A 20,276-nucleotide genomic window follows, 5' to 3' on the forward strand; every position below is an offset into this window, starting at 1 on the left:
GCGGTTGCCGGGTAAAGCAGCACTTCGGGGTTGGTGCGCAGCGTATCCTTGGCCGCCGAAATGTCGTTGCCCCACGACATGATGCTGCCGGGCAGACCAATACCGAGGAAGGACAACGTTGCTTCGGTGACGATGAAGACACCCAGTTCCATGGTGGCGAGGACGATGATCGGCGCGAGCGCGTTCGGAACCACATGCCGGACGAGTGTGCCGATCTTCGAGACGCCTAGCGAGCGTGCAGCGGTGACGAAATCCGCGTTGCGGACCTCGATCACGGCGCCGCGGGTGATGCGGGCCATTTGCGGCCAACCGAGCATCACAATGACCATGACCACGGTGAAAACGCTCTTGTTCTCGCGGAAGAAGGGCAGCTGGGTAACTACCAGTGCGCCGAGGACCAAAGGCAGGGCGAAGAAGATGTCGCCAAGGCGGGCAATGACAGTGTCAACCCATCCGCCAAAGAACCCGGCCAATGCGCCGAGCGTGACGCCGATGATCAGGACGAAAATGACCGAGACAACGCCGACGGTCAGGGATGCCTGCGTGCCGTGGATGATGCGGGAGTAGATGTCGCAGCCCTGGAAGGTGAATCCCAAGGGGTGGCCGGCCGAGGGGCCAGCCAGGGAGTCTCCTAGCTGGCAGTTGTCGTTCGGGGCTGTCTGGGTGAACAGGCCAGGGAAGAACGCGACAACCAGGAGCAAGAAGATCATGAGCGCGGAGATGATGAAGAGCGGACGACGGCGGAGCTTCCGCCAGGCGTCTGCCCACAGGCTCAGGGGTGCTGCGTCGACCTTGAGGCTATCGGTTGCCAGCAGCGGTGTCTCGTCGACGGGGGCAACGTAGTGCTCGATCTGACGGTTACTTTTCATAGCGGATCTACTTTTCATAGCGAATCCTGGGGTCAAGCCAGGCGTACAGGAGGTCGACCAACAGGTTGGCCGCAACGAAGACCAGCACCAGCACGCTCACGATGGCAACGACGGTGGGGCCCTCGCTGCGGATGACTGCTTGGTAGAGCTTTTGTCCGACGCCGGGCACGTTGAAGATGCCTTCGGTGACGATCGCCCCGCCCATCAAGCCACCGAGGTTCGCACCCAGGTAGGTGACCACGGGGATCATGGAGTTTCGCAGGATGTGGGCCAGGACCACGCGGGGGCGCGAGAGGCCTTTCGCGGTTGCGGTGCGGACGTAGTCGGCGTTCATGTTTTCGATGACCGAGGCGCGCGTCAGGCGCAGCACGTAGGCGAACGACACGAGGCCAAGAACCGTGGCCGGGAGGATCAGCGTTCCCCAGTCCGCGTTGGATCCAACAGTGGGCTTGGCCCAACCGAGCTGCACGCCGACGAGCAGCTGAAGCACGAAGCCCAGCACGAAGGTGGGGACGGCGATGACCACGAGGGAGGCAACCAGCACGGTGGAGTCAAAGAGCTTTCCCTTGCGCAGACCGGCGATCAGGCCGAAAGCCACACCGAAGACGGCCTGGATGGCCAAGGCCTCAACGGCGAGCATGGCGGTCACGGGAAAGATGCGGCCAAGGGTGGCGGCGATCGGCTGACCAGTGAAGTCAACGCCAAGGTTGAAGGTGAACAGGTTCTTGAGGAAGAGTCCGTATTGGACCCAGAACGGCTGGTCGAGGTTGTATTGCTGGCGCAGTGCGGCAATGACGGACTCGCTGGGCGGCCTGTCGCCGAACAAGGCGCGGATGGGGTCGCCCGGGAGGGCAAAGACCATGAAGTACACAAGCAGGGTGGTTCCCAGGAAGACCGGGATGACCTGCAGCAAACGCCGGAGGATGTACTGGATCACAGCAAGGTTTCCTGAGCGCTCTTGAAACTAAGGGGATTCATATGGGACAGCTTTCGTGCCGGATCAAGCACACAGGGGCCCGGTTTTGTGACCGGACCCCCACGCACTATCGAGCTTGGAACGAGTCCAGAGGACTACTTTGCGGTGATGTTGTAGTAGAGCAGGACGCCGTTCCAGCCGGAGTCAACGTTGGTCACGTTCTGGCTCCAGACGGCCTGGCGGGCCTGGTACCAAAGGGGCAGGTTCGGCAAGTCCTTGAAGAGGATTTCCTGTGCCTGGGTGAACTTCTTGTTTGCGTCGTCCGTGGACTTGGAGGCCAGGCCTTCCTTCAGCAACTTGTCGAAGTCCGGGTTGCTGTAGCCCTCGTAGTTGGCACTTGCCCCGGTCTGCAGCACAGGGCCGAGGAAGTTGAACAGCGACGGGTAGTCTGCCTGCCAGCCTGCGCGGGTGAAGCCCGGAAGGGTCTTGGCCTTGCGGAGGTTCAGGATTTCAGCAAACTTGGCGAACGGCTGGCCTTCGGCCTTGATGCCGAGGTTGTTCTTCAGGTTGTTGGCAACGGCGTCGATCCATTCTTTGTTGCCACCATCTGTGTTGTACGCGAGCTGCAGAACCTTGCCGGCCGGCCACGGGCTCATGGCATCTGCCTTGGCCCACAGGTCCTTCGCCTTCGCGGCGTCGAACTTCAAGACCTCAGAACCGGCGACGTTGGCGTTGTAGCCGTCAACGGAGGGAGACGTGAAGTCCTTCGCCGGAATGCGGGTGCCGCTGTAGACAACCTTGGTGATTTCGTCGCGGTTGATGGCCATGGAAATAGCCTGGCGGCGGAGCTTGCCAGCGTCTCCCTGGAACTCAGGAAGGTAGTTCGGGATGTTGAGCGTCGCGTTGCCGGCGTAGGCCTTGTTCAGGTTGTGATCCGGGAAGTCCGTGGTGTAGGTCTTCAGCGCGTTGGTCGGCAGAACGTCCGTGACATCAAGGTTATTGGCCTGGATGTCCGTGTAGGCCGGAGCCGGATCGGTGTAGAACTTGAAGGTCACGCCACCGTTCTTGGCCGTGCGGGGACCCTGGTAATCGGCGTTCTTGACGAGGGCGATCTGGCTGTCGTGCTGCCAAGCACCCTTGGCGGCCATCTTGTACGGGCCGTTGCCGATGGGGTTCTCGCCGAAGGCCTTCGGATCCTTGAGGGCATCGGCCGGAAGCGGCATGAAGGCGGAGTAGCCGAGGCGCAACGGCCAGTCGGCTTCCGGCTGGGCCAGCTTCACTGTGATGGTCGAGTCGTCCTTCAGAACCAAGCCGGACATGGTCTGCGCGGTCGGGGCAGGGACAGCTTTGGCCTTGCCGTCGGCGCCGGTTTCCTTCTTGGTAGCGCTGACGGCGTCGTAGCCATCGATCGATTCGAAGAAGCTGCTGCTGGCCTGCGCGTTGGTGCTCAGTGCAGCGAAGTTCCAGGCGTCAACGAAGCTCTTGGCGGTGACTTCCTGGCCGTTTGTGAACTTGGTGCCCTTCTTCACTTTGATGGTGTAGTTCTGACCGTCAGTCGTATCAATGGATTCCGCGAGGGCGTTCACGGACTTTCCGCTGGCGTCGTAGCTGCGCAGGCCTTCAAACAGGAGTTCGACGACGCGGCCACCGTACACCTCATTAGTGTTGGACGGCAGCAGGGGGTGCTGGGGTTCATTGCTGTATGCGGTGATGATTTTGTTTGGATCACCGGCAGTCTGGCCACTGCTTCCGGAGGCGGCGCTGCCGCATCCGGTGAGGGCGAGCGCGGCGACTGCCAGCAAGCCAAGAGCTTTGGAAGTGCGCGAAAAACGCATTCCGCCTCCTATGGATTCAGGGGGATGAGTCGGGGCAACTCATGAATGCCCCGGGGCCAGGCACAGATTTATCCTGTGACGCGGCCTACATGGATGTGTAATCCTAACCACACGTTGTCCGAAATGTGGAATCCCATTGGCAGTTTCATGGCAAGTATGCATGTGACAGTTTTAGTAATGAAGCAGTCATTTCACGTAATGGGTTACTCCTTGGTACACTCGACACGCCTGACCCCTACTTTTCGCTGGAACTCCGGGGTTTTCGAGCATGCCAAAGCGCCTTTTGCGGAAGCTCAAAGAGGACACTCGAGGCACAAAAAAGAGTCCCCGCGACCATTGGCCACAGGGACTCTTGCGCGATTGGCGGCAGTCCGTTTGTGCCGCGAGCTCTGCCTCGCGCGCAGTTGGCTACTCGATGCCGGCGGCCATGAGCTGGGCTCGCAATTCCCGGCGCTCGCGCTGTTTCTCCGGGTCCGGAAGGGGCACCGCAGCAAGTAACCTTTGCGTGTAGGGTTCCTGCGGATTGCGAAGGATCTGTTCCCGGGTACCCTGCTCCACGATCCGGCCACGCTGCATCACGCAGATCCGGTCAGCCAGCACATCAACCACGGCGAGGTCGTGGGTCACGAACAGGCATGCGAATCCCAGCTCCTTTTGCAGGTTCTGGAAGAGTTCCAAAACCTTCGCCTGCACCGAAACGTCCAGGGCCGACGTCGGTTCATCCGCCACCATGAGCTTCGGCTGGAGGGACAGCGCCCGCGCAATACCGACACGCTGCTTCTGCCCGCCGGACAATTCATGCGGGTAACGGTTGCGGTAACCGCGAGGCAGTTCAACCTGGTCCAGAAGGCTTTCGATCCGCTTCTGCAGCTCGACGCCCTTGGCGACCCCGGCAAGGAACATCGGTTCGCCGATGCTCTCACCGATAGGCAGCCGCGGATTCAGCGACGACGACGGATCCTGGAAGACCATGCCGATATCGCGGCGCACCTCGTGGAGCTGTTTTCCATTCCGTTTCGCGGCGGAAATATCCTGACCCACCACGTGCATGCTACCGGCGGCCACAGGCAAGAGCCCGACGGCGGCGCGTCCAATGGTCGTTTTGCCGGAACCTGACTCCCCAACAAGGCCCACGACTTGGCCTGGGTAGATCACCAGGTTGGCTCCCTCAACGGCGCGGAACGCGGGAACGCGGCCTTGCTTGGGGTACTCGATGGCGACGTCGATCAACTCAAGCACCGGCTGGCCCTTGGGCTTGGCGGCTTCTTGCGCCGCCGCCTTCAAGGCATCCTGGTTCTCGCGTTCGCGGCGGAGCAACTCGCCATGCTCAACAGATTCCAGTTCGGTGTTCGTTGCCGCAGCCAAAGCGGCGGTGACGTCGACGTCGGCAGTCTCCGCCCCTTGTCCGAGGTGCGGAACCGCTGCCAACAGCGCGCGGGTGTACTCATGCTGGGGATTGCTGAAGATCTGCTGTGCCGTGCCAGTCTCCACAATGACGCCTTTGCGCATCACTGCTATCCGGTCTGCGAGGTCGGCCACCACACCCATGTCGTGCGTGATGAGGACGATGGCGCTATCCAGTTTGTTGCGCAAATGGCGCATCAGGTCCAGGATTTCGGCCTGGACGGTCACGTCCAAGGCGGTGGTGGGTTCATCCGCGATGAGGAGTTTCGGATCGCAGGACAACGATTGGGCGATCATGGCGCGCTGGCGCTGGCCACCGGAAAGCTGGTGTGGATACGATTTGAAAGCCTTTTCCGGGTCAGGAAGCTCCACGAGGTCCAGCATACGCAACGCGCGCTCCTTGGCCTCGTCCGGGGAGACCACGTTGTGAAGCCGGATCGTCTCAACGATCTGGGCACCCACAGTGTAGACGGGGTTGAGCGCCGTCATCGGTTCCTGGAAGATCACCGCAACATCCTTGCCGCGGACCTCCCTGATGGCGCCGGATTTGGCGCCTAGCAACTCCTTGCCGGACAGCTTCACACTCCCGGTGACACGACTGTTGCTGGGCAGCAATCCCAGCAAAGCCATGGAACTGGCACTCTTACCCGAACCGGATTCGCCGACGATCGCGAGGACTTCACCCGCCCTGACCTCATAATTCAGTCCGATGGCGGCCGGGACCCATGTCTTCTCCACACCGAAGTCGACGCTGAGGTCGCGCACTTCCAGGACCACGCTCCCGGGCGCACTTTTGTCCGAAGCAGTCTCAAGCGATGTTGCCTCAGGTTCGGGGCTGGTGTTGTCAGTCATGTTGGGTATTCCCTTCCGCCCGGGCCACCCTCCAAGGGGTGATTAGTGAAGTAGCCCGGAATCCTGAATTATTAGGGGCATGAGCCGAGAGCCCCATGCTGGAAATGTCGAAATCTTCAAGGCCCGCACCAGCAGGCTGTTCGCCTGGACTTGCTGGGCAATTGCGGCCTTCGGGGTGGTCGTGACGCTTGTGGTGGCCGGTCCGGGAGCCCTTCCGGGCACCGCTCCCCTGCTCCTTGTTGCCTTCATCGGCTGGTTGCTCTTCTGGCGGCCGGCGGTAGTGGTCCTGGACTCCGGCGTCAGGCTGGAGAACCCTTACAGGACCATTGAGGTCCCGTGGGATGCCCTGGTGCAAGTGGACACCCGCTACGCCCTCACGCTTATGACACCGCACAAGAAATACCCCGCGTGGGCTGCGCCGGCGCCCGGGATCTGGGGCGGGCGCAATGCCCGCCCCGAGCACCTGAAAGGTCTCCCGGACACCACCTACGGTCCGGGCAGCTCGGTTCGTCCCGGAGATCTCAAGAACACCGACTCGGGTGCCGCAGCCGTCTTGGTCCGCACCCGCTGGCAGGCGCTTGTGGAGTCGGGGCAGGTTGAACCCGGCCGGGCGGAGGAGGCCGTGGTGGCGGTTACGGTTGAATGGTTCCGCGTGGCGGCCACGGTGGCGCTGGCCGCAGCCAGTTACTGGGCGGTCTTCCGGTATTAGGGTTCCCCGGGCGGGTCCCACTCAGCTGCCCTTCGGAGTACGGGTGACCGGCGCAGTCGTTGCACTGGAGTGCTTTGCGGTCTCAATCGCGGACTTGGCCCGGAACTTCTTCTGCCGCGGGTCGAAAGCGTCCCGCAGCCCATCGCCGATGAAGTTGATGCTGAGGCAGATGAGGATGATGAACAAGCCCGGGAACCAGAACAGCCACGGTCGGGTGGCAAAAGCTTCCTGGTTCTGCGCAACCAGCAGGCCGAGCGACGTGTCCGGAGCCTTCACTCCGAGGCCCAAGTAGCTGAGGGCGGTCTCCAGCAGGATGGCGGCGGACATAGTCAGCGTCACGTTGACGATCAGCACACCGACGGCGTTCGGGAGGATGTGTTTGAAGATGATCCTGGCGTTGGAGGCTCCGGAGATCCGGGCAGCGTCAACGAATTCCCGCTCGCGGAGGGTCAGGAACTCACCGCGGACAAGACGGGCCAGGCCCACCCAGCTGACAAAGCCGAGGAAGATGCCGAGAATGACGACGCCGTTGTTGGCGGCAAACCCGGTCAACCAACTGCCCTCGTCCCTGCGGTTGGCTATCTGGCCAACCACTGCCGCGAGGAGCAGCAATGGAATGATGATGATGACGTCGGTCAGGCGCATGAGGGTGGCTTCGACCCAGCCTCGGAAATAGCCCGCAAGTCCCCCGACGATAGCGCCGATCGCACCTGCAATGCCACCGATCAGGAGCATGACTGTGATTGACTGCTGCGCACCACGCATCGTCATGGCAAACAGGTCGCGTCCAATCCGGTCTTGGCCGAACGGATGCTCGCCCCACGCAAACGGCCACAGCGATGAGGTAGGAGTACCATCATTGACGAGCGGCGAGACGTCCACGTGGTTGTACTTCCACCACCCGGGAATCCCGAACGCTCCCACCGAGGTGAAGGCAAGCAGGAAAATCACTGCGAAAACCGCGAGCCCTATCAGGGCGCCCGTGTGGCCGAAAAACCTCTTGCGGACAATCTGGCCCTGACTCAGGCCGCTGGTAACTTCGCTGCCTGTTTGGATGGCTGCAGCTTCGGCGAGCGCCTGTTGCGCGAGGAGTTCTTCCTCTTGGGTTGGCTGGCTCATGCTTTGATCCTTACGCGTGGGTCGAGCGCGGAGTACGCGAGGTCCGCTATCAGGTTGAAGACCATAGCGGTGATAGCTACACAAAGGAACACACCCATCACCGGGTTCGGATCCGTGTGCAGCAGTCCGTCAATGAACAAGAAGCCCATGCCCCGAACGGAAAAGACCGTTTCGGTGATGACGGCACCACCGATCAGTGCACCGATGTCAAAGGCGACAATCGTTGCAATCGGAATCAGGGCGTTGCGGAAGGCATGGCCCATGATCACGGACCGTTCGCTGAGGCCCTTGGCGCGCGCCGTCCGGATGTAGTCCATGTTCATGATTTCGAGCATCGACGAGCGTGTGAACCGCGTGTAGCTGGCCAACGAGACAAGGATCAGGGCTATGGTCGGCAAGACGAGGTGGGTCAAAGTGTCCGTTGACATGATCCAGAAATCGCCTTGGATGTTCGGTGTTCCTGCCCCGATGGTGGCGATCGGGCGCCCGCGCACCCGGCTGTTGTTGAAATAGGACGGCCAGGCCTGCATGAACCGGTCCACCACCAGGAGGGCTCCGACCAGGAAGGCCGTGAGTCCGGCGGCGCGCATGGACTGGCCACGGTCGTAGCCGCCCATAAAGTACCCCACCGCTACGCCGACCAGAATGGTGGCGATTGCGAGGAGGAAGATCATGAGCCCTGTCGCGTCATTGAGCAGCGGCTGCACGGCGAAATAGGCGATCACACCAATGCCCACCACAATCAGGCTCGATTGCAGTGCCTTGCGGTTCTTAAGTCCGGAAACCAAGATGGTGATTCCGACGGCGATTCCCGCCCCCATGATCGCGATGATGACGGGCCCCAAGCCCGGATTGCGGAACCATTGGGTCAGCGAGAAGTAGAAGAGGACAAGCGAAACGGCAGCAAAGACCGAGCCTCCGACGATCAGCCGGCGTTTCACCGCACCGCCCACGACGACGGCCCCAATGAGGCCCAGAACAGCTCCGATTCCAAGAGCAACGGCCGGCGGTATTTCCGGATTTCGCAGGAAATCATTAAAGCCAATCGCGCCGAACTCCTTGAGAAGGACGGCTACCCAGAAAATCGGCAATGAGAAAAACAGGAATGCCATGAAGGTCACGCCGTAGTCCAATGCGCTGTACTGGCGGAGTGCGGTGACGATGCCAAGCGAAATGCCGATGAGAATCGCGAGAACCGTTGCGCCGGTGACGAGTGTCAGGGTTTGAACCAGCGCGAAGCCGAGGGCCTCTGTGATTGGCTGTCCGGCGATGTTCTTGCCGAGATTGCAGGCGTTGCCGAAGGGAACGAGACACTGGGCGGCGCCGCCCAACCACTTGAAATAGCGAAGCGGCGCTGGTGTATCGAGATCAAGCAGATTGATTCGTGCATCCATCAATGCTTGCCGGTTCGGGGCGTTGCTGGCTCGAAGATCTTGCAACGGGTCTCCAGACAACGCTGTCAGGAGATACACCAGGAACGATGCTCCGAGAAGAATGAGTGCAGCGGTAACTAATCGCCGGACGATATAGGTCAACATCGTGAGGAACCTCAAAATCCAGGGCCGGAGTTCACCCGGGCCCTATCGCAGAATCCCGCCGTCATCCCCGGTTCTGTGGTCCGGAGGCCTCCGGCGAGGTCAGTGTAGTAGCCAGAGGGCGCCGGAGCCATGGTTCTCGGCCCCGGCGCCCTTATTAGGCAATGCGCAGTCTCAGCGTCGGATCAGCTCCGAGACCAATCCCAGAAGTTCCACCACACACCTGTCTGGTTGGGCATGGAAGTCACTCCGCTGATTTGATCGGAAAAGGCCTTCACATCCGGCGACTGGAACAGCGGAACACCATAACCGGATTTCCAGATATCTGCGTCGATCTGCTTCTGCAGATCGTCCTGCTTGGCCTTATCGGTGGTGACGATAAGCGTGTCCATCGCTTTGTCGGCGTCAGCATCGGAGAATCCATTGTAGTTCGATCCGGCCCCAGTCTTGAAAATCTGAGGCGTTCCGGAAACGCCGACGCCCGAGTTGATCCAGCCGAAAATCGTCGCGTCATAAGACCCGTCGCCGAGGTGCGAACTCCAGTCAGCCTTGCCCAAGCCGCCGTCGACGATCTTGAATCCGGCTTTGGTGGCGGACTCGCGGATCAACGAGTAAGCATCTACGCGGTTGGGGTTGTCCTTGTTGTACATGATGCGGATTTCCGGCGTAGCGCCGTTGAGGAGCTTCTTGGCGCCGTCAATGTCGACATCCTGGTAGGCCGAGGAACCGTTGTTCTTGACAGAATCGGCATAAGCAGCCTGGGCTGGTACGAAGAGTTCCGAATCGAGCGGCTTGGCGTTCGGATCGATCTTCTTGATGATCTTGTCAACAATGTCCTTACGAGGCACCGTCTTCAAGAAGGCTTCGCGGACGTTTTTGTCTGCCAATGGACCGGAGAAGTTCAAATCAAGGTGATCGTAGGAGAGCTGGTTACCCAAAAGCATCTTCACGCCGCTGAGCTGCTTGATCTGGTCCACAGTGTCGGCTGATGCCTGCGGGTTGATGATATCCACTTCGCCGTTCTTCAGCGCCTGGACTTGGGCCGGAGCCGCGCCGATCGTGCGAACTACGATCTCGTCGAGCTTTGGCGTCGGACCCCAGTTGTAGTCCTTGTTGCGTACCAGAGTCACAGACTGCTCCGGCACCACGGACTTGATGATGTATGGGCCGTTCGAGAGGTACATGTTCGGGTCGCTCGGCAAGGTCTTCGATTCGAAGCCAGTGCTCCAGAAGTCAGCCACGGCCTTGAGTTGGGGGTTCACGGGTTGCGGTGATTTACTGTCTCCCCGCTTGATTCCCTTGAGCAAATCGATCAGGGCCTGTGCGTCTTTCAGTCCGGCCTTCTGTGCCACGATATGCGCAGGAACGTCAACGCCGCCATTGCCGGGGAAACTGTACGCCAGTTCCCAATCCGCGAAGGGCTTGGAGTACTTGAGGGTCAGGCTTCGGCCGTCGGAACCCAACTCGGGAAAGTCCGTCAGGTTCAACCCGGATGTGTCGGCCGCAGTCTTGAAGTAGGTGGTACCGGTTTTGGCTTTCGAATCGGCATCGTCGTAATAAGCAGAGCCGGATGCCCATGTCAGCAAAAGGTCGGCGGCGCTAACCGGCGTCCCGTCCGACCACTTGACACCTTCGTTCACCGTGTATTTGACGGTCAAGGGATTGTCAGAGAGCTTCTCGATCTTGCCGAACTTTTCATTCCTGACGATGTTCAGCTTGTCGTCTATGTAGATGAAACCCGAGTGGGTGGCATAGCCGATGTGCCCGTTGACGTCCGAATTACCGTCAGCGGTCCCGGAGTTGAAGCTACTGAAACCGTTGGTTTCGGCAACTCCAACGGAGCCGCCCTGCTTGGCTGCTCCCGTGGTGGAAGGGGTGTTGCCACCGGTATTGCCGGCGCAGGCGCTCAGTGCGAGTGCGAGGATCGCCGCAGCACCCACTGCTTTGGAAGTACGTCCGAAACGCATTCCGCCTCCTATTTTTTGAGTGGAAAAAGCCGGCGCTGTTGACTCCGGCAGACTGCCACAACCCCCTCAGCAGGCTTGTGGCTCGTCTCACATGAGCAGTAGCCTAGCGCCCGAGACGAATGTTTGGGTCCAAAGTTTCCCGCCAGTAAGGTTTGTTATCGAGATGCAACAAGACTGCTGCGAGCACAGGGGCTAATCGCGTTTGAGGGTGTAGTCGGGGTGTGAATCCGCCGGTCTCGATGACTGATCGTGCGATGGTATTTCGGTTTCGTGGTTATGTTGCCGTCCCCGGGGTCGGCGTGCTGGCGTGCGTGGCGGGGTCTCGCGGTCAACATAACCATCGGCGACATCACCGGTTTGCGAGGAACGCGAGTAGTGCATCGGATGCTCGGTAGCGGGCTGGCGGCTGCTCATCGATCGCGGGGAGGCGGTCGAAGGTTCGGCGTTTGACTTCCAGGTCGGCGTGGAGGTAGATCTGCGTGGTCTGGATGTTCGCGTGTCCGAGCCAGAGCGCGACGCTGGCGCTGTCGATCCAGGCGTGCAGGAGGCTCATCGGGCAGGTGTGCCAGAGCGTGTGCGGGGTGACGTTCTTCCCGGTCAGCGAAGGGCATCGCCGGGCTGCGGACTTCACGTGCCGCGTGACGAGCTTGGCGGCTCTTCACGGTTCGTGGTGAATGTTCTGCCGTGATGCAGCATGTTCATGCCGCAGTTCTGGCGGCACTGCGCAACAGGATACGCGTTTTCTAGTTGTCCGACAGAACGTAGTCAGGTCAGGAGGCAGAAACGTAGAGTGGGACACGTTGAGGGTCTCCGATGGGCAGTGTAGGAACTTCGATCACCGGAAGACCCCAACCCTACGCGTCTACCTTGACCGCGCCCTCAAGCTCTGAGCTGACCACGCTCACCCCATCCGGGAATGGACAGCGCCAATAAGTCAGGGGAAAATCACAGGCACCCAACCCCGGCCCGCGCATCGAGAATATATCATTGTAGTTCAAACGAGCGGAACCACAATCATACACAGACCGGGGCGGGAACTACTCATTTAGAAATGGAATCTATTCAATCCACTTGCAAGTGCCACAAATAGCTTCCGCGGAATTTGAAGAAGCATGCGCTACTCCACCCCCAAAAAGTAGACCAATAGCAACGAGAATCGCAGCAACGATTACCTTCATGACATCCTCAATTCAATCGGTAGATTAGTGACTGAAGTCACGAAACGAACATATCAAGTCACTCTGTAAAGTCAAGAAATAAGCAACACCCCTTGACCCGCCATCGACGGCCGGCGCTGGGAGGCCTATGACTCGTTCGACGGACCGTTCAAGCGAAGAACGACAACACCTACTATCGCCATTAAAATGCGAAGCTAGTATTTTTCTTTTTGATTGTCAATCATCTGATACGGATTCATACCGTGCGCCACGGAGCGGCGGTGTCGATTTACTCAGGGACCCTTGACGCGCAGAAACGTCAGACCTCGCCGCGCTCCTTGAGATCCCCGCATTTGTTCGACGTGTGAGTCTCGCATGGGCATGAGGCAACCGAGTCTTCCTGAGTCGACAATCCATCCGAAGTGGAACTTTCAAAAGGATGGAGCTCAACCAGGGCAGATGCAATCAGGCGCCCCAACCAAGGCTGATGCGCGGCGGGATCTCGATCTGGCCCGGAAGCCCATCTCGCCAAAAAGCAGCCCCGTCCGCTGGGACTTCCCTGGCCAATAGCCCCAAACGGTTCATGCGTAGAACCCCGCGAAGCGCCAGAGTGGACTGGATTAGAACGCAGCTAAATGGGCTGACACCCTGGTCAAATCAGGTAACTCCCTACTCAAACCGGCTGACACCATTGCAACTTTCCCGTCAACAAGTCAAGATCGCGGGGCCGCTCGCAACTCTCGACATCCTCAATGCCCCGGGGAATCATGTCAAGATGCCCGCGCAGCGGCATTCGAAGAATCATTTGATTTTGCCCGGATAGATGGCTGGGGTTTGGCTGCTTGTTTGGCTGTCGCGAGAGTCCGGAGATCTGCGCAAAGTGCTTAGATCTGACGCTGGATTGCGGCCGGGTTCAAGAGTTTGTTCTCCCGTTTCAGCCGGGCTTCACATCCCTCCTCACGGTGCCGGTGTCTGCCAGGACCCGTCGGAGCGGGGTGGCGGGTGCATCGTATTTCTTGCTGATCCTGACGTCGGCGCGGACCTTCGCGATGAGTTTCTGCTGGGGTGCGAAGTGGTTGGTCAGCAGTCTTTGCAGGCCCCAGATCCGGTTCAGCAGGTCCAGCTCGCCGGCCGTGTCGTAGCGGTGGTACCCGACGGTCTGACGGACGATGTGCCAGTTCTTCTGCTCCACGTAGGCCCCGTCGTTCTTGTTCACGGACCGGGACCGGGTGAAGGTAAGTTTCTCCTTCTCGCACCAGCGAATGAGCTCCCAATTGATGAACTCCGAACCATTGTCCGAATCGATGCCCAGGATCGGAAACGGGAACGACGCGATGGCGTCCTGAATGGCTGCGAACACCCGCTTCTGGGCCCTGTTTTTCACCGAGCGGCTTTCCGTCCAGCCGGTCGCGATGTCGGTGATATCAAGGGTGAAACAGAATTCACCCCTGCTGTTGCCGCCCTCGTGCCCGACCAGATCAATCTCAACGAACCCGGGAACCGCATCGTCCCACTGGGCCCAAGTCCGCATCGGAATCGAGTCCTTCAGCAGCGTTCCGGGCTTGGTATGGGACCGGCCCCGTGGATCCAGTTTCGCCCGGCCTGCCCTGAGCCGGCGGTCAATGGTCGCCGGCGCGATCTTCAGCAGCTGTGGAGCCGCGCCGGCATCAATGTCAGGCTCTTTGAAACGCCGCAGGCGCCGGACCAGATCCGTCAGCGCCGCCGCGAGCAGCCGCCCGCGAGGGTCCCGTGGACCGCCCAGCAGAACCGCAGCGCCTCGATCACCGGCTCGCCATAGAGCGGCGGCCGGGGTGCCCTGGGCCGGGCAACCTCCAATACCAGCGCCTGCCGCAGCGCTTTGCGGTGCCAACCCGTCGTGGCGCACAGCTCATCCAGAATCTACTTCTTCGCCGCCCGGCCCGACCGGGGCATAGCGGGTTGCGGTGACCTTCGTGACAGCCCTGCGTTCACCCATTGAAAGCTCGATGGCTCACACTGCCGGGACCGCGGACGCCGGCCCGGCGGACACGCCGCTACGCGGGCATTCTCAAATGATTCTTCGAATACAGCTACGCGGGCATCTTTGATGAGTCAACGCGAATGCTTGCACAAGCGGCGCCGGTCTGGTTTACTAAGCCGCACTGATGAGGTCAGACAAAATAATTGGGGATAATAATGCAGACTTTCGGCGTCGAACGCTCTCAGAATTTTGTTCGTTTGATGTGCAGAGCGAGCAAGTAGCCAATGGATCTGATTGGCGTGGCCGGCGGGACGATAATCGCAACAGTGTTTTCAATCGCCGCTATTGGCAAACTATCGAAGGCGGGGTTTGAGACCTTCGTTGCGGCAACCGTGCGGTTTATTCCCTCGAAATTGACTCCATTTGGCCGTCTAGTTGCTAAAGCGGTACTCACCACAGAATTTGCAATCATAGCGAGCCAGTTTACGCCATTTAGATCGACAGCACTGTTTTTCGCCGCCGCCCTACTTGGAGCGTTCACAATCGGGATCGGCCTCGCATTAGGGAGAGGCGACACAGCCCCTTGTGCTTGTTTTGGAGCCGATAATAAAAGCATCGGTGCCGCGCAACTAGCCAGAAACCTGGCTCTTATGGCGATTTGCGCAATTGGCGCGTCCGGGTCTCTTCTACAGGTCTCGCCGATAATAGACATGCCAACTGCTTTGATTACAATCTTGGCATTCTCTGCGGGCTCGTTGATCGCAGTCAGATTTGACGATGTTAAGTCCATTTTCGCTAGGTAGAAAGAGTAAATAATGATTCTTCTCTCTGTCGCATTGCTGGTCACTGCTCTGATTGCAGTCGTTAATCTAGTCTTCACTTTGGCCGTCGTACGGCGACTCAGAGAACATGAGTCTAAGCTCGGGGATATCTCCACAAAGTCGGCGGCAACAGACTTGATGGTCAAGCCGGGTGAGGCACCGGCGAATTTTGACTCACTCACAATCGCCGGTGAACGGCTATCGACGGCATCTCTCGGTGCTGGCACTCTGATTGGATTCTTTTTAAAGGGATGTGCTCCCTGCTCCGAGTTGTTCCCTGACTTCGTCAAAGCCGTGCGCGAATATGGAGGCAACAGCCGACCAATCGCAGTGCTCGCCGGCTTTTCCGATGAGGACAATGACTACGTTGCTGCTTTGAGCGAGTTCGCTCACGTTGTCTTTGAAAACCAAAGCGATACCTCCGACACTTTGACAAAGGCGTTCAAAGTCAGCGCCTACCCCTCCGTCTGCACGATGGACGCCGCAGGCTGCGTGTCGTCAACAGACAAAAGGATTGTCCTTGCACCAACGCTCACAGTCGGATGACACGTAAGGAACCGTGCAGCCCTGCGCCCGCAACGCGGGTCATGCCTTGGGCCGTTAGCCTTCAACTAGTCCTAGAATGCGCGCCTGCCTCGCTTCTAGTAAGTCTTGTCTGCGCGTTTGGTCTTGGTGCAATTCCCGTGGTCAGCGCCTGGGTTCTCAAACGGTTGTTAGAAGACGTCTCGACGCGGCAGTTCGATGAACACATCGTGACCGCCGCTGTAACCCTGGCAGTACTGGGGCTTGCTCTTGCGCTCCTAACGGGGGCCGCCCGCTTCGCAGAAGCCGAACTTTCGCGCAAAATCGGATTGGGCGCTCAAGACCGGTTGCATACGGCCCTCGCTGAACGGCTCCGAGGGCTTTCGCGTCTTGAGGATCCAGCATTCCAGGACCGCTTGCGGATAGCGCAAATTGCAGGACGAACGGGACCCATACAGGTCACGACAGGGACCGTGGCTATTAGCAAGTGTGCCATCACTTTTGCGGGCTTCGTTCTAACGCTTTTCATGATCAATGTCTGGCTTCTCCTAGCAGTCATTTTGTCAGCTGTGCCCGCGATCTATGCCGAAGTCGGCCTCAGCAAAAGGCGAGACCGTGCCATTTGGAAGATCGGGCAGTCGGAGCGCCGCCAGATGTTCTACGCGTCGCTCCTCACAGCGCCAAGCGCAGCTAAGGAATTGCGACTTCTTGGATTGGGGAAGTACTTCCGCAAAAGAATGCTGAGCGAAATGCGGTCGGCCAATGCGGTCGACCGCGCAATTGACGCCCGATCATTCAGCGCGCAGACAGGTCTTTCGTTTCTGAGCGCCTGCGTAGCCGGGGTGGGCCTCGTCTGGGCCGTCAATGCGGTACGTGAGGGAAAGCTCTCCATCGGCGACATTAGTGTCCTCATAGCAGCCGTGGCGGGGATACAGTCCTCCGTCGCCTCTGCGATTCAACAGGCTGGCCTGCTCAATCGGGCAAATCTATCAATGGCACATTACGCGGCACTCACCACCCTCGAAACCGACATCATCGTTCCTGCTTCCCCTCGCGAAATCCCTCCGCTTGCACATTCGATAACACTCGAAAACGTCTGGTTCCGCTACGGGCATGGGCTGCCCTGGGTTCTCAAGGACGCCAATCTTACAATTTACGCTGGTGAAACTACTGCTCTCGTCGGTTTGAACGGCGCCGGAAAAAGTACGGTAATAAAATTACTTTGCCGGTTATACGAGCCAATTCGCGGTCGCGTGCTCTGGGACGGTATCGATGTCCGAAGTTTTGATCCGGAGGCATTACGCAATCGAATAAGCGCCGTGTTCCAAGACTACATGCAATACGAACTTAGTTTAGGCGAGAACATTGGTCTAGGCGACGTGGAAGCGATCACTGACGGTCCGCGAATACATCGTGCCGCGGCGCTCGCGGGGATCCAGGAGCTAGTTCGAAGTCTCCCAGATGGACTTGAAACTATGATCACCAGAATTTTTACCAATAGCGACGATCGAGCCAACCCCGGGACCGGTGTAGTTCTTTCAGGTGGACAGGGTCAAAGAGTCGCAATGGCTCGAGCGTTCATGCGCGAAAATCATGATCTGCTGATTCTCGATGAACCCAGCGCTGGCCTGGATGCGATAGCCGAAAAGGAGATTCACGAACGTCTTCGGACTCTTAGAACCGACAAAACTACGATACTAATTTCGCATCGGATGAATGCAGTGAGGGACGCCAATCGAATAGTTGTTCTTGACCGCGGAGATATTTCGGAAAGTGGAAGCCACGAAAATCTCATGGAAATCGGTGGACGATATGCCGAGCTTTTTAATCTGCAGTCGGAGGGATTTCAACGAGATTCCAAACCACGGATGCCATTCTTTCCGTGAAGTCTGTCAACCCCATCTCTCTTTTGATCCGTTCCCTTGCAACTTGGTTTGCAACCATAAGGCTTTCAACGGGATTCGTTGTCAGTGGTAATAGCATGTTGCCAACTCTGGCGCCGGGCGATCGGGTTCACGTCGTCCCGGTTCGCCATAAAATTCTTCCTGGCGAAATTGTGGTTTTCAGTGCCGACGGACTATATAAACGGTTGGACAGCCCGTCAGCTTGTCGCCCAGTTGAAGTTGGGGGAAGGTTGATAAAGCGAGTCTACGCCAGCGAAGGTTCACCGATCCCTTTTATTGACGATGTTCAGATAATCCCACCCGGAATGTTTTATGTGGTCGGAGACAACCTCGAGGAGAGTATCGATTCCCGCACCTTTGGTCTTATAGATTTAGGTCGTATTATCGGACTGGCGTCAAATGTTTGACCCCGAATGAGTGAAGTTCCAACGACTTGAAGAGCAAAACCATCTATTTTATTATGAGCAATTCTATTTATATTCGATTTCATGCGAAAGAGTGGTTCTCAGGTATTGATACACGTCAAAAATGATGGTTAAGTACAAGTATCGCTTTTCCGAGCGGTCGTATCAGATTCAGATACGTAGGATTTGAGCTGAATTGGAGTAAAGATGGACACGTTAGTTAGGCGCGTCGAGGTCTTGGGCGATCGACTTCTCAGTCACTTCGTGCCGCGCGCAGTTGAAGCGGGCGGCACATGTACTTACTGCAATTCCTATATCGTCCAGTGCAGTTACGGGCAGCACCAGACATGCGATATGTATTTTCAGTCCTATTGCGGCGACTGCGGCACATATTGCGGTTCTTGTGTGGGCGGAGGATGGTGACGGGAAATAGCTACCGAGTCATCGGGTTGTAGCCCTGGCGACGATGTTCGCCTACCGTAGCCTACGCTATTGCGGAAGCTACCGGCGCCCCAGAACTTGGTCCTGGTTATAGCGAGCCCTGGCGCCATTTCCTGATGTGTTCGGATAACGAGGCAACGGGTGGCCTTTTCTGATGCTACCCGTTGCCTCTCCCTGCGGGGCTGCTTAAACCGACCCCGTGCACCCCTTTGCTGCCCAAAATGGCTCTTTGCGGTTCGTGAGGAAATGGATTCCCGGAATGAGCGTCATGCCGCCGTCCTGACGGCATTCCTCAGGAGGATAACGGATTTGTAGCTGGCATTGCGGTAGCCTCGCGCTGTGCGCTTGATGTTCTTGATGGCGGTGTTGTTGGCCTCGACCTTCGCCGTCGTGGCGCCCGGATAATCAGCACCTTGATTTCCTTTCACCACCGGCAGACGGTGCGGTAGAGCCTGTTCGTCTCCGGTCGTGCGGCTGCCTTGACCAGTTCCTCGAGTTCTTTCTTCGCTGTCGCGGCGTCCTGCAGGGAGCCGATGCGCAGCAAGGTCCGGAGTTGTTCTTTGACTTGCCAGACCGATCGGAGAGTTCCGGTCGGATCATCAGCTGCAAAGACTTCCTCCAATCGACGGGCCGCCCTGAGGCTGAGGCTGTCGCCGCCGCGCACAGGAGCATGCGGGCGTCCAGGCCTTGTCGATGGCCTGCCCGCGGCGGCCCTCCTGCTGGGACAGGTTCTGCCGGGTCTCGGTGACGGCCTGGTTGGCCAGCGAGATCAGGTGGAAGTGATCAACAGGGACCGCGGTCCGGGGGAAGCCACATCCGCAATGCCTTGCGGAACGCCGCCGAAGGATTGATCGCGACGAGCTGAACCCCGAGGCGCCATTCCAGGGGCCGGTCGAACAGAGATTCCCCGACGCTCCTGTGGTCCCGGAAGTAGCGCCGACCGGAACCGGTCTTCATCGATGCCCAACATCCGCGGGCTGAGCGCATCCACGTCCGGCAGGGTTGGGAAGCAGGCTTCATTGAGCGCGGCCCGGACCATCCACCAGGACACCGCGAACCCGGCGGCAGTCTCCGAAACGGCCCTGCCCGAACGGATGACCGCATCCACGAGCTGGTCGCGGAGCCTGCTCGTGGAGCGGGCACGGCGCGGGACCTGGGCGTTGGATTCAAAGAACGAAAGCCTCTCGCACCCCGGCTCCTGGCAGTACCAGCGGTACTTGGACCACAGCACATCCACCGGCCCGCGACAGGAATGACCCTGAGCTCCTGGAAGCGGCGTTCCTTCCGCCGTGACGCGATGACGCCGCAGCTGGGGCAGCCCGGTGACTGGTCGGTTTCGATGATGACCGCCGCCGGCCGGCAGTTACAGTGGTGGAAATGCGCGGTAGTCAGGCAGGTTGAAGAGGCTGGTGGCAGCGTCGGCTGTGGCCCCGGTAGGCTCGATCAAGGCTCGTGGTCCTGTTCCAGAATTGAATGCTAAACACACTCATCCCAACAGGGCCACGGGCCCAATTGTCTTCAACGCCACGAACTCGATTCCCCACCAACCACGAAGAGCCCCCAAAATCCGGAGGGCTTGCCTGCGAATCGCGAGAACCGGACTCACCACCGCGAGCCTGCTCATTACAGACCTCGGCGCATTTTGCGACAGTTGGCGCCGGAACTACGTTCGCGACCTACTACGGATCCGCGGTCTCGGGGGACCCGGTTCTAGCCGCAATCAGGCTTATATCTCTTAAGTACCCCCTGAGGTTGGGGCGGTAGTCGTTGACGGTTGTCTTGGGAGGGGCGTGGGTGGTTCCCGTCTCCGGCTGGGCATCCTGGCCCGTGAAAGAGATCGTCGCCCCCGGCCCGTCTTCCG

General features: G+C 59.0%; 16 protein-coding genes and 1 pseudogene. 6 read left to right on the forward strand and 11 right to left on the reverse strand.

The features are described 5' to 3' along the window. The 4 genes from HNP00_RS14570 to HNP00_RS14585 form a co-directional block, all read right to left on the reverse strand. Positions 1 to 869: ABC transporter permease (locus HNP00_RS14570; protein WP_184740331.1), on the reverse strand; the 869-nt coding region annotated here is incomplete at its 3' end. Between the two features lie 7 nt (positions 870 to 876). After that, a complete protein-coding gene (locus HNP00_RS14575; protein ID WP_184740333.1) occupies positions 877 to 1,806 on the reverse strand; it encodes an ABC transporter permease in 930 nt (309 codons plus the stop codon). A 134-nt stretch (positions 1,807 to 1,940) separates the two neighbouring features. Next, complete coding sequence (locus HNP00_RS14580; RefSeq protein ID WP_184740335.1) at positions 1,941 to 3,620, reverse strand: ABC transporter substrate-binding protein; 1,680 nt, start codon at positions 3,618 to 3,620, stop codon at positions 1,941 to 1,943. Positions 3,621 to 4,028: 408 nt separating this feature from the next. Further along, positions 4,029 to 5,876 carry an ABC transporter ATP-binding protein gene (locus HNP00_RS14585; protein ID WP_184740338.1) on the reverse strand — a complete coding sequence of 616 codons (1,848 nt, stop codon included), beginning with the start codon at positions 5,874 to 5,876 and terminating at the stop codon, positions 4,029 to 4,031. Between the two features lie 79 nt (positions 5,877 to 5,955). Between HNP00_RS14585 and HNP00_RS14590 the strand changes: the two genes are divergently transcribed. Beyond that, positions 5,956 to 6,585: a PH domain-containing protein gene (locus HNP00_RS14590; RefSeq protein ID WP_184740340.1), complete on the forward strand. Its 630-nt coding sequence runs from the start codon at positions 5,956 to 5,958 to the stop codon at positions 6,583 to 6,585. A 21-nt stretch (positions 6,586 to 6,606) separates the two neighbouring features. Here the strand turns inward: HNP00_RS14590 and HNP00_RS14595 are convergent, their stop codons facing one another. From HNP00_RS14595 to HNP00_RS14615, 5 genes and pseudogenes are all read right to left on the reverse strand, one after another. Further along, complete coding sequence (locus HNP00_RS14595; RefSeq protein WP_184740342.1) at positions 6,607 to 7,704, reverse strand: ABC transporter permease; 1,098 nt, start codon at positions 7,702 to 7,704, stop codon at positions 6,607 to 6,609. Next, the gene (locus HNP00_RS14600; protein WP_184740344.1) at positions 7,701 to 9,242 is read right to left on the reverse strand and encodes an ABC transporter permease; all 1,542 of its coding nucleotides are present in this window, start codon (positions 9,240 to 9,242) and stop codon (positions 7,701 to 7,703) included. The genes HNP00_RS14595 and HNP00_RS14600 overlap by 4 nt, the downstream gene beginning before the upstream one ends. 182 nt (positions 9,243 to 9,424) lie before the next feature. After that, complete coding sequence (locus tag HNP00_RS14605) at positions 9,425 to 11,206, reverse strand: ABC transporter family substrate-binding protein (RefSeq protein ID WP_184740347.1); 1,782 nt, start codon at positions 11,204 to 11,206, stop codon at positions 9,425 to 9,427. A 349-nt stretch (positions 11,207 to 11,555) separates the two neighbouring features. Continuing rightward, positions 11,556 to 11,843: pseudogene (locus HNP00_RS14610) on the reverse strand (tyrosine-type recombinase/integrase); the annotation flags it as partial. A gap of 1,454 nt (positions 11,844 to 13,297) precedes the next feature. Next, a complete protein-coding gene (locus tag HNP00_RS14615; protein WP_221451526.1) occupies positions 13,298 to 14,248 on the reverse strand; it encodes a transposase family protein in 951 nt (316 codons plus the stop codon). A gap of 359 nt (positions 14,249 to 14,607) precedes the next feature. Between HNP00_RS14615 and HNP00_RS23815 the strand changes: the two genes are divergently transcribed. From HNP00_RS23815 to HNP00_RS14635, 4 genes are all read left to right on the forward strand, one after another. Continuing rightward, the gene (locus HNP00_RS23815) at positions 14,608 to 15,126 is read left to right on the forward strand and encodes a MauE/DoxX family redox-associated membrane protein (RefSeq protein WP_184740351.1); all 519 of its coding nucleotides are present in this window, start codon (positions 14,608 to 14,610) and stop codon (positions 15,124 to 15,126) included. A gap of 12 nt (positions 15,127 to 15,138) precedes the next feature. Beyond that, positions 15,139 to 15,690, forward strand: coding sequence for a hypothetical protein (locus HNP00_RS14625; protein WP_184740353.1), 552 nt, complete (start codon positions 15,139 to 15,141; stop codon positions 15,688 to 15,690). A gap of 137 nt (positions 15,691 to 15,827) precedes the next feature. Next, positions 15,828 to 17,552, forward strand: a complete 1,725-nt coding sequence (locus HNP00_RS23660; RefSeq protein WP_184740355.1) for an ABC transporter ATP-binding protein — start codon at positions 15,828 to 15,830, stop codon at positions 17,550 to 17,552. Beyond that, positions 17,549 to 17,977 (forward strand): S26 family signal peptidase, encoded by a 429-nt coding sequence (locus HNP00_RS14635; RefSeq protein WP_184740357.1) that lies wholly within the window; start codon positions 17,549 to 17,551, stop codon positions 17,975 to 17,977. Before HNP00_RS23660 ends, HNP00_RS14635 begins: the two co-directional genes overlap by 4 nt. Positions 17,978 to 18,681: 704 nt before the next feature. Here the strand turns inward: HNP00_RS14635 and HNP00_RS23375 are convergent. Next, complete coding sequence (locus HNP00_RS23375; RefSeq protein WP_260404990.1) at positions 18,682 to 18,846, reverse strand: transposase; 165 nt, start codon at positions 18,844 to 18,846, stop codon at positions 18,682 to 18,684. Next, entirely contained in the window at positions 18,840 to 19,079 is a 240-nt protein-coding gene (locus HNP00_RS23380) for a hypothetical protein (protein ID WP_260404991.1), read from the reverse strand. The genes HNP00_RS23375 and HNP00_RS23380 overlap by 7 nt, the downstream gene beginning before the upstream one ends. Before the next feature lie 295 nt (positions 19,080 to 19,374). Between HNP00_RS23380 and HNP00_RS23385 the strand changes: the two genes are divergently transcribed. Then, on the forward strand, positions 19,375 to 19,671 hold the full coding sequence (locus HNP00_RS23385) for a hypothetical protein (RefSeq protein WP_260404992.1): 297 nt from the start codon (positions 19,375 to 19,377) through the stop codon (positions 19,669 to 19,671). Positions 19,672 to 20,276 lie beyond the last annotated feature (605 nt).

This window comes from Arthrobacter sp. AZCC_0090 (assembly GCF_014207375.1).
Taxonomy (GTDB): Bacteria; Actinomycetota; Actinomycetes; order Actinomycetales; family Micrococcaceae; genus Arthrobacter.

Excerpts from the sequence above, each read along its gene's own strand:
- HNP00_RS14600 (WP_184740344.1), bottom strand. The coding sequence starts at position 9,242 with ATGTTGACCTATATCGTCCGGCGATTAGTTACCGCTGCACTCATTCTT.
- HNP00_RS14590 (WP_184740340.1), top strand. The coding sequence starts at position 5,956 with ATGAGCCGAGAGCCCCATGCTGGAAATGTCGAAATCTTCAAGGCCCGC.
- HNP00_RS14625 (WP_184740353.1), top strand. The coding sequence starts at position 15,139 with ATGATTCTTCTCTCTGTCGCATTGCTGGTCACTGCTCTGATTGCAGTC.
- HNP00_RS14605 (WP_184740347.1), bottom strand. The coding sequence starts at position 11,206 with ATGCGTTTCGGACGTACTTCCAAAGCAGTGGGTGCTGCGGCGATCCTC.
- HNP00_RS14585 (WP_184740338.1), bottom strand. The coding sequence starts at position 5,876 with ATGACTGACAACACCAGCCCCGAACCTGAGGCAACATCGCTTGAGACT.
- HNP00_RS14595 (WP_184740342.1), bottom strand. The coding sequence starts at position 7,704 with ATGAGCCAGCCAACCCAAGAGGAAGAACTCCTCGCGCAACAGGCGCTC.
- HNP00_RS23815 (WP_184740351.1), top strand. The coding sequence starts at position 14,608 with ATGGATCTGATTGGCGTGGCCGGCGGGACGATAATCGCAACAGTGTTT.
- HNP00_RS14580 (WP_184740335.1), bottom strand. The coding sequence starts at position 3,620 with ATGCGTTTTTCGCGCACTTCCAAAGCTCTTGGCTTGCTGGCAGTCGCC.
- HNP00_RS23385 (WP_260404992.1), top strand. The coding sequence starts at position 19,375 with ATGCCCAACATCCGCGGGCTGAGCGCATCCACGTCCGGCAGGGTTGGG.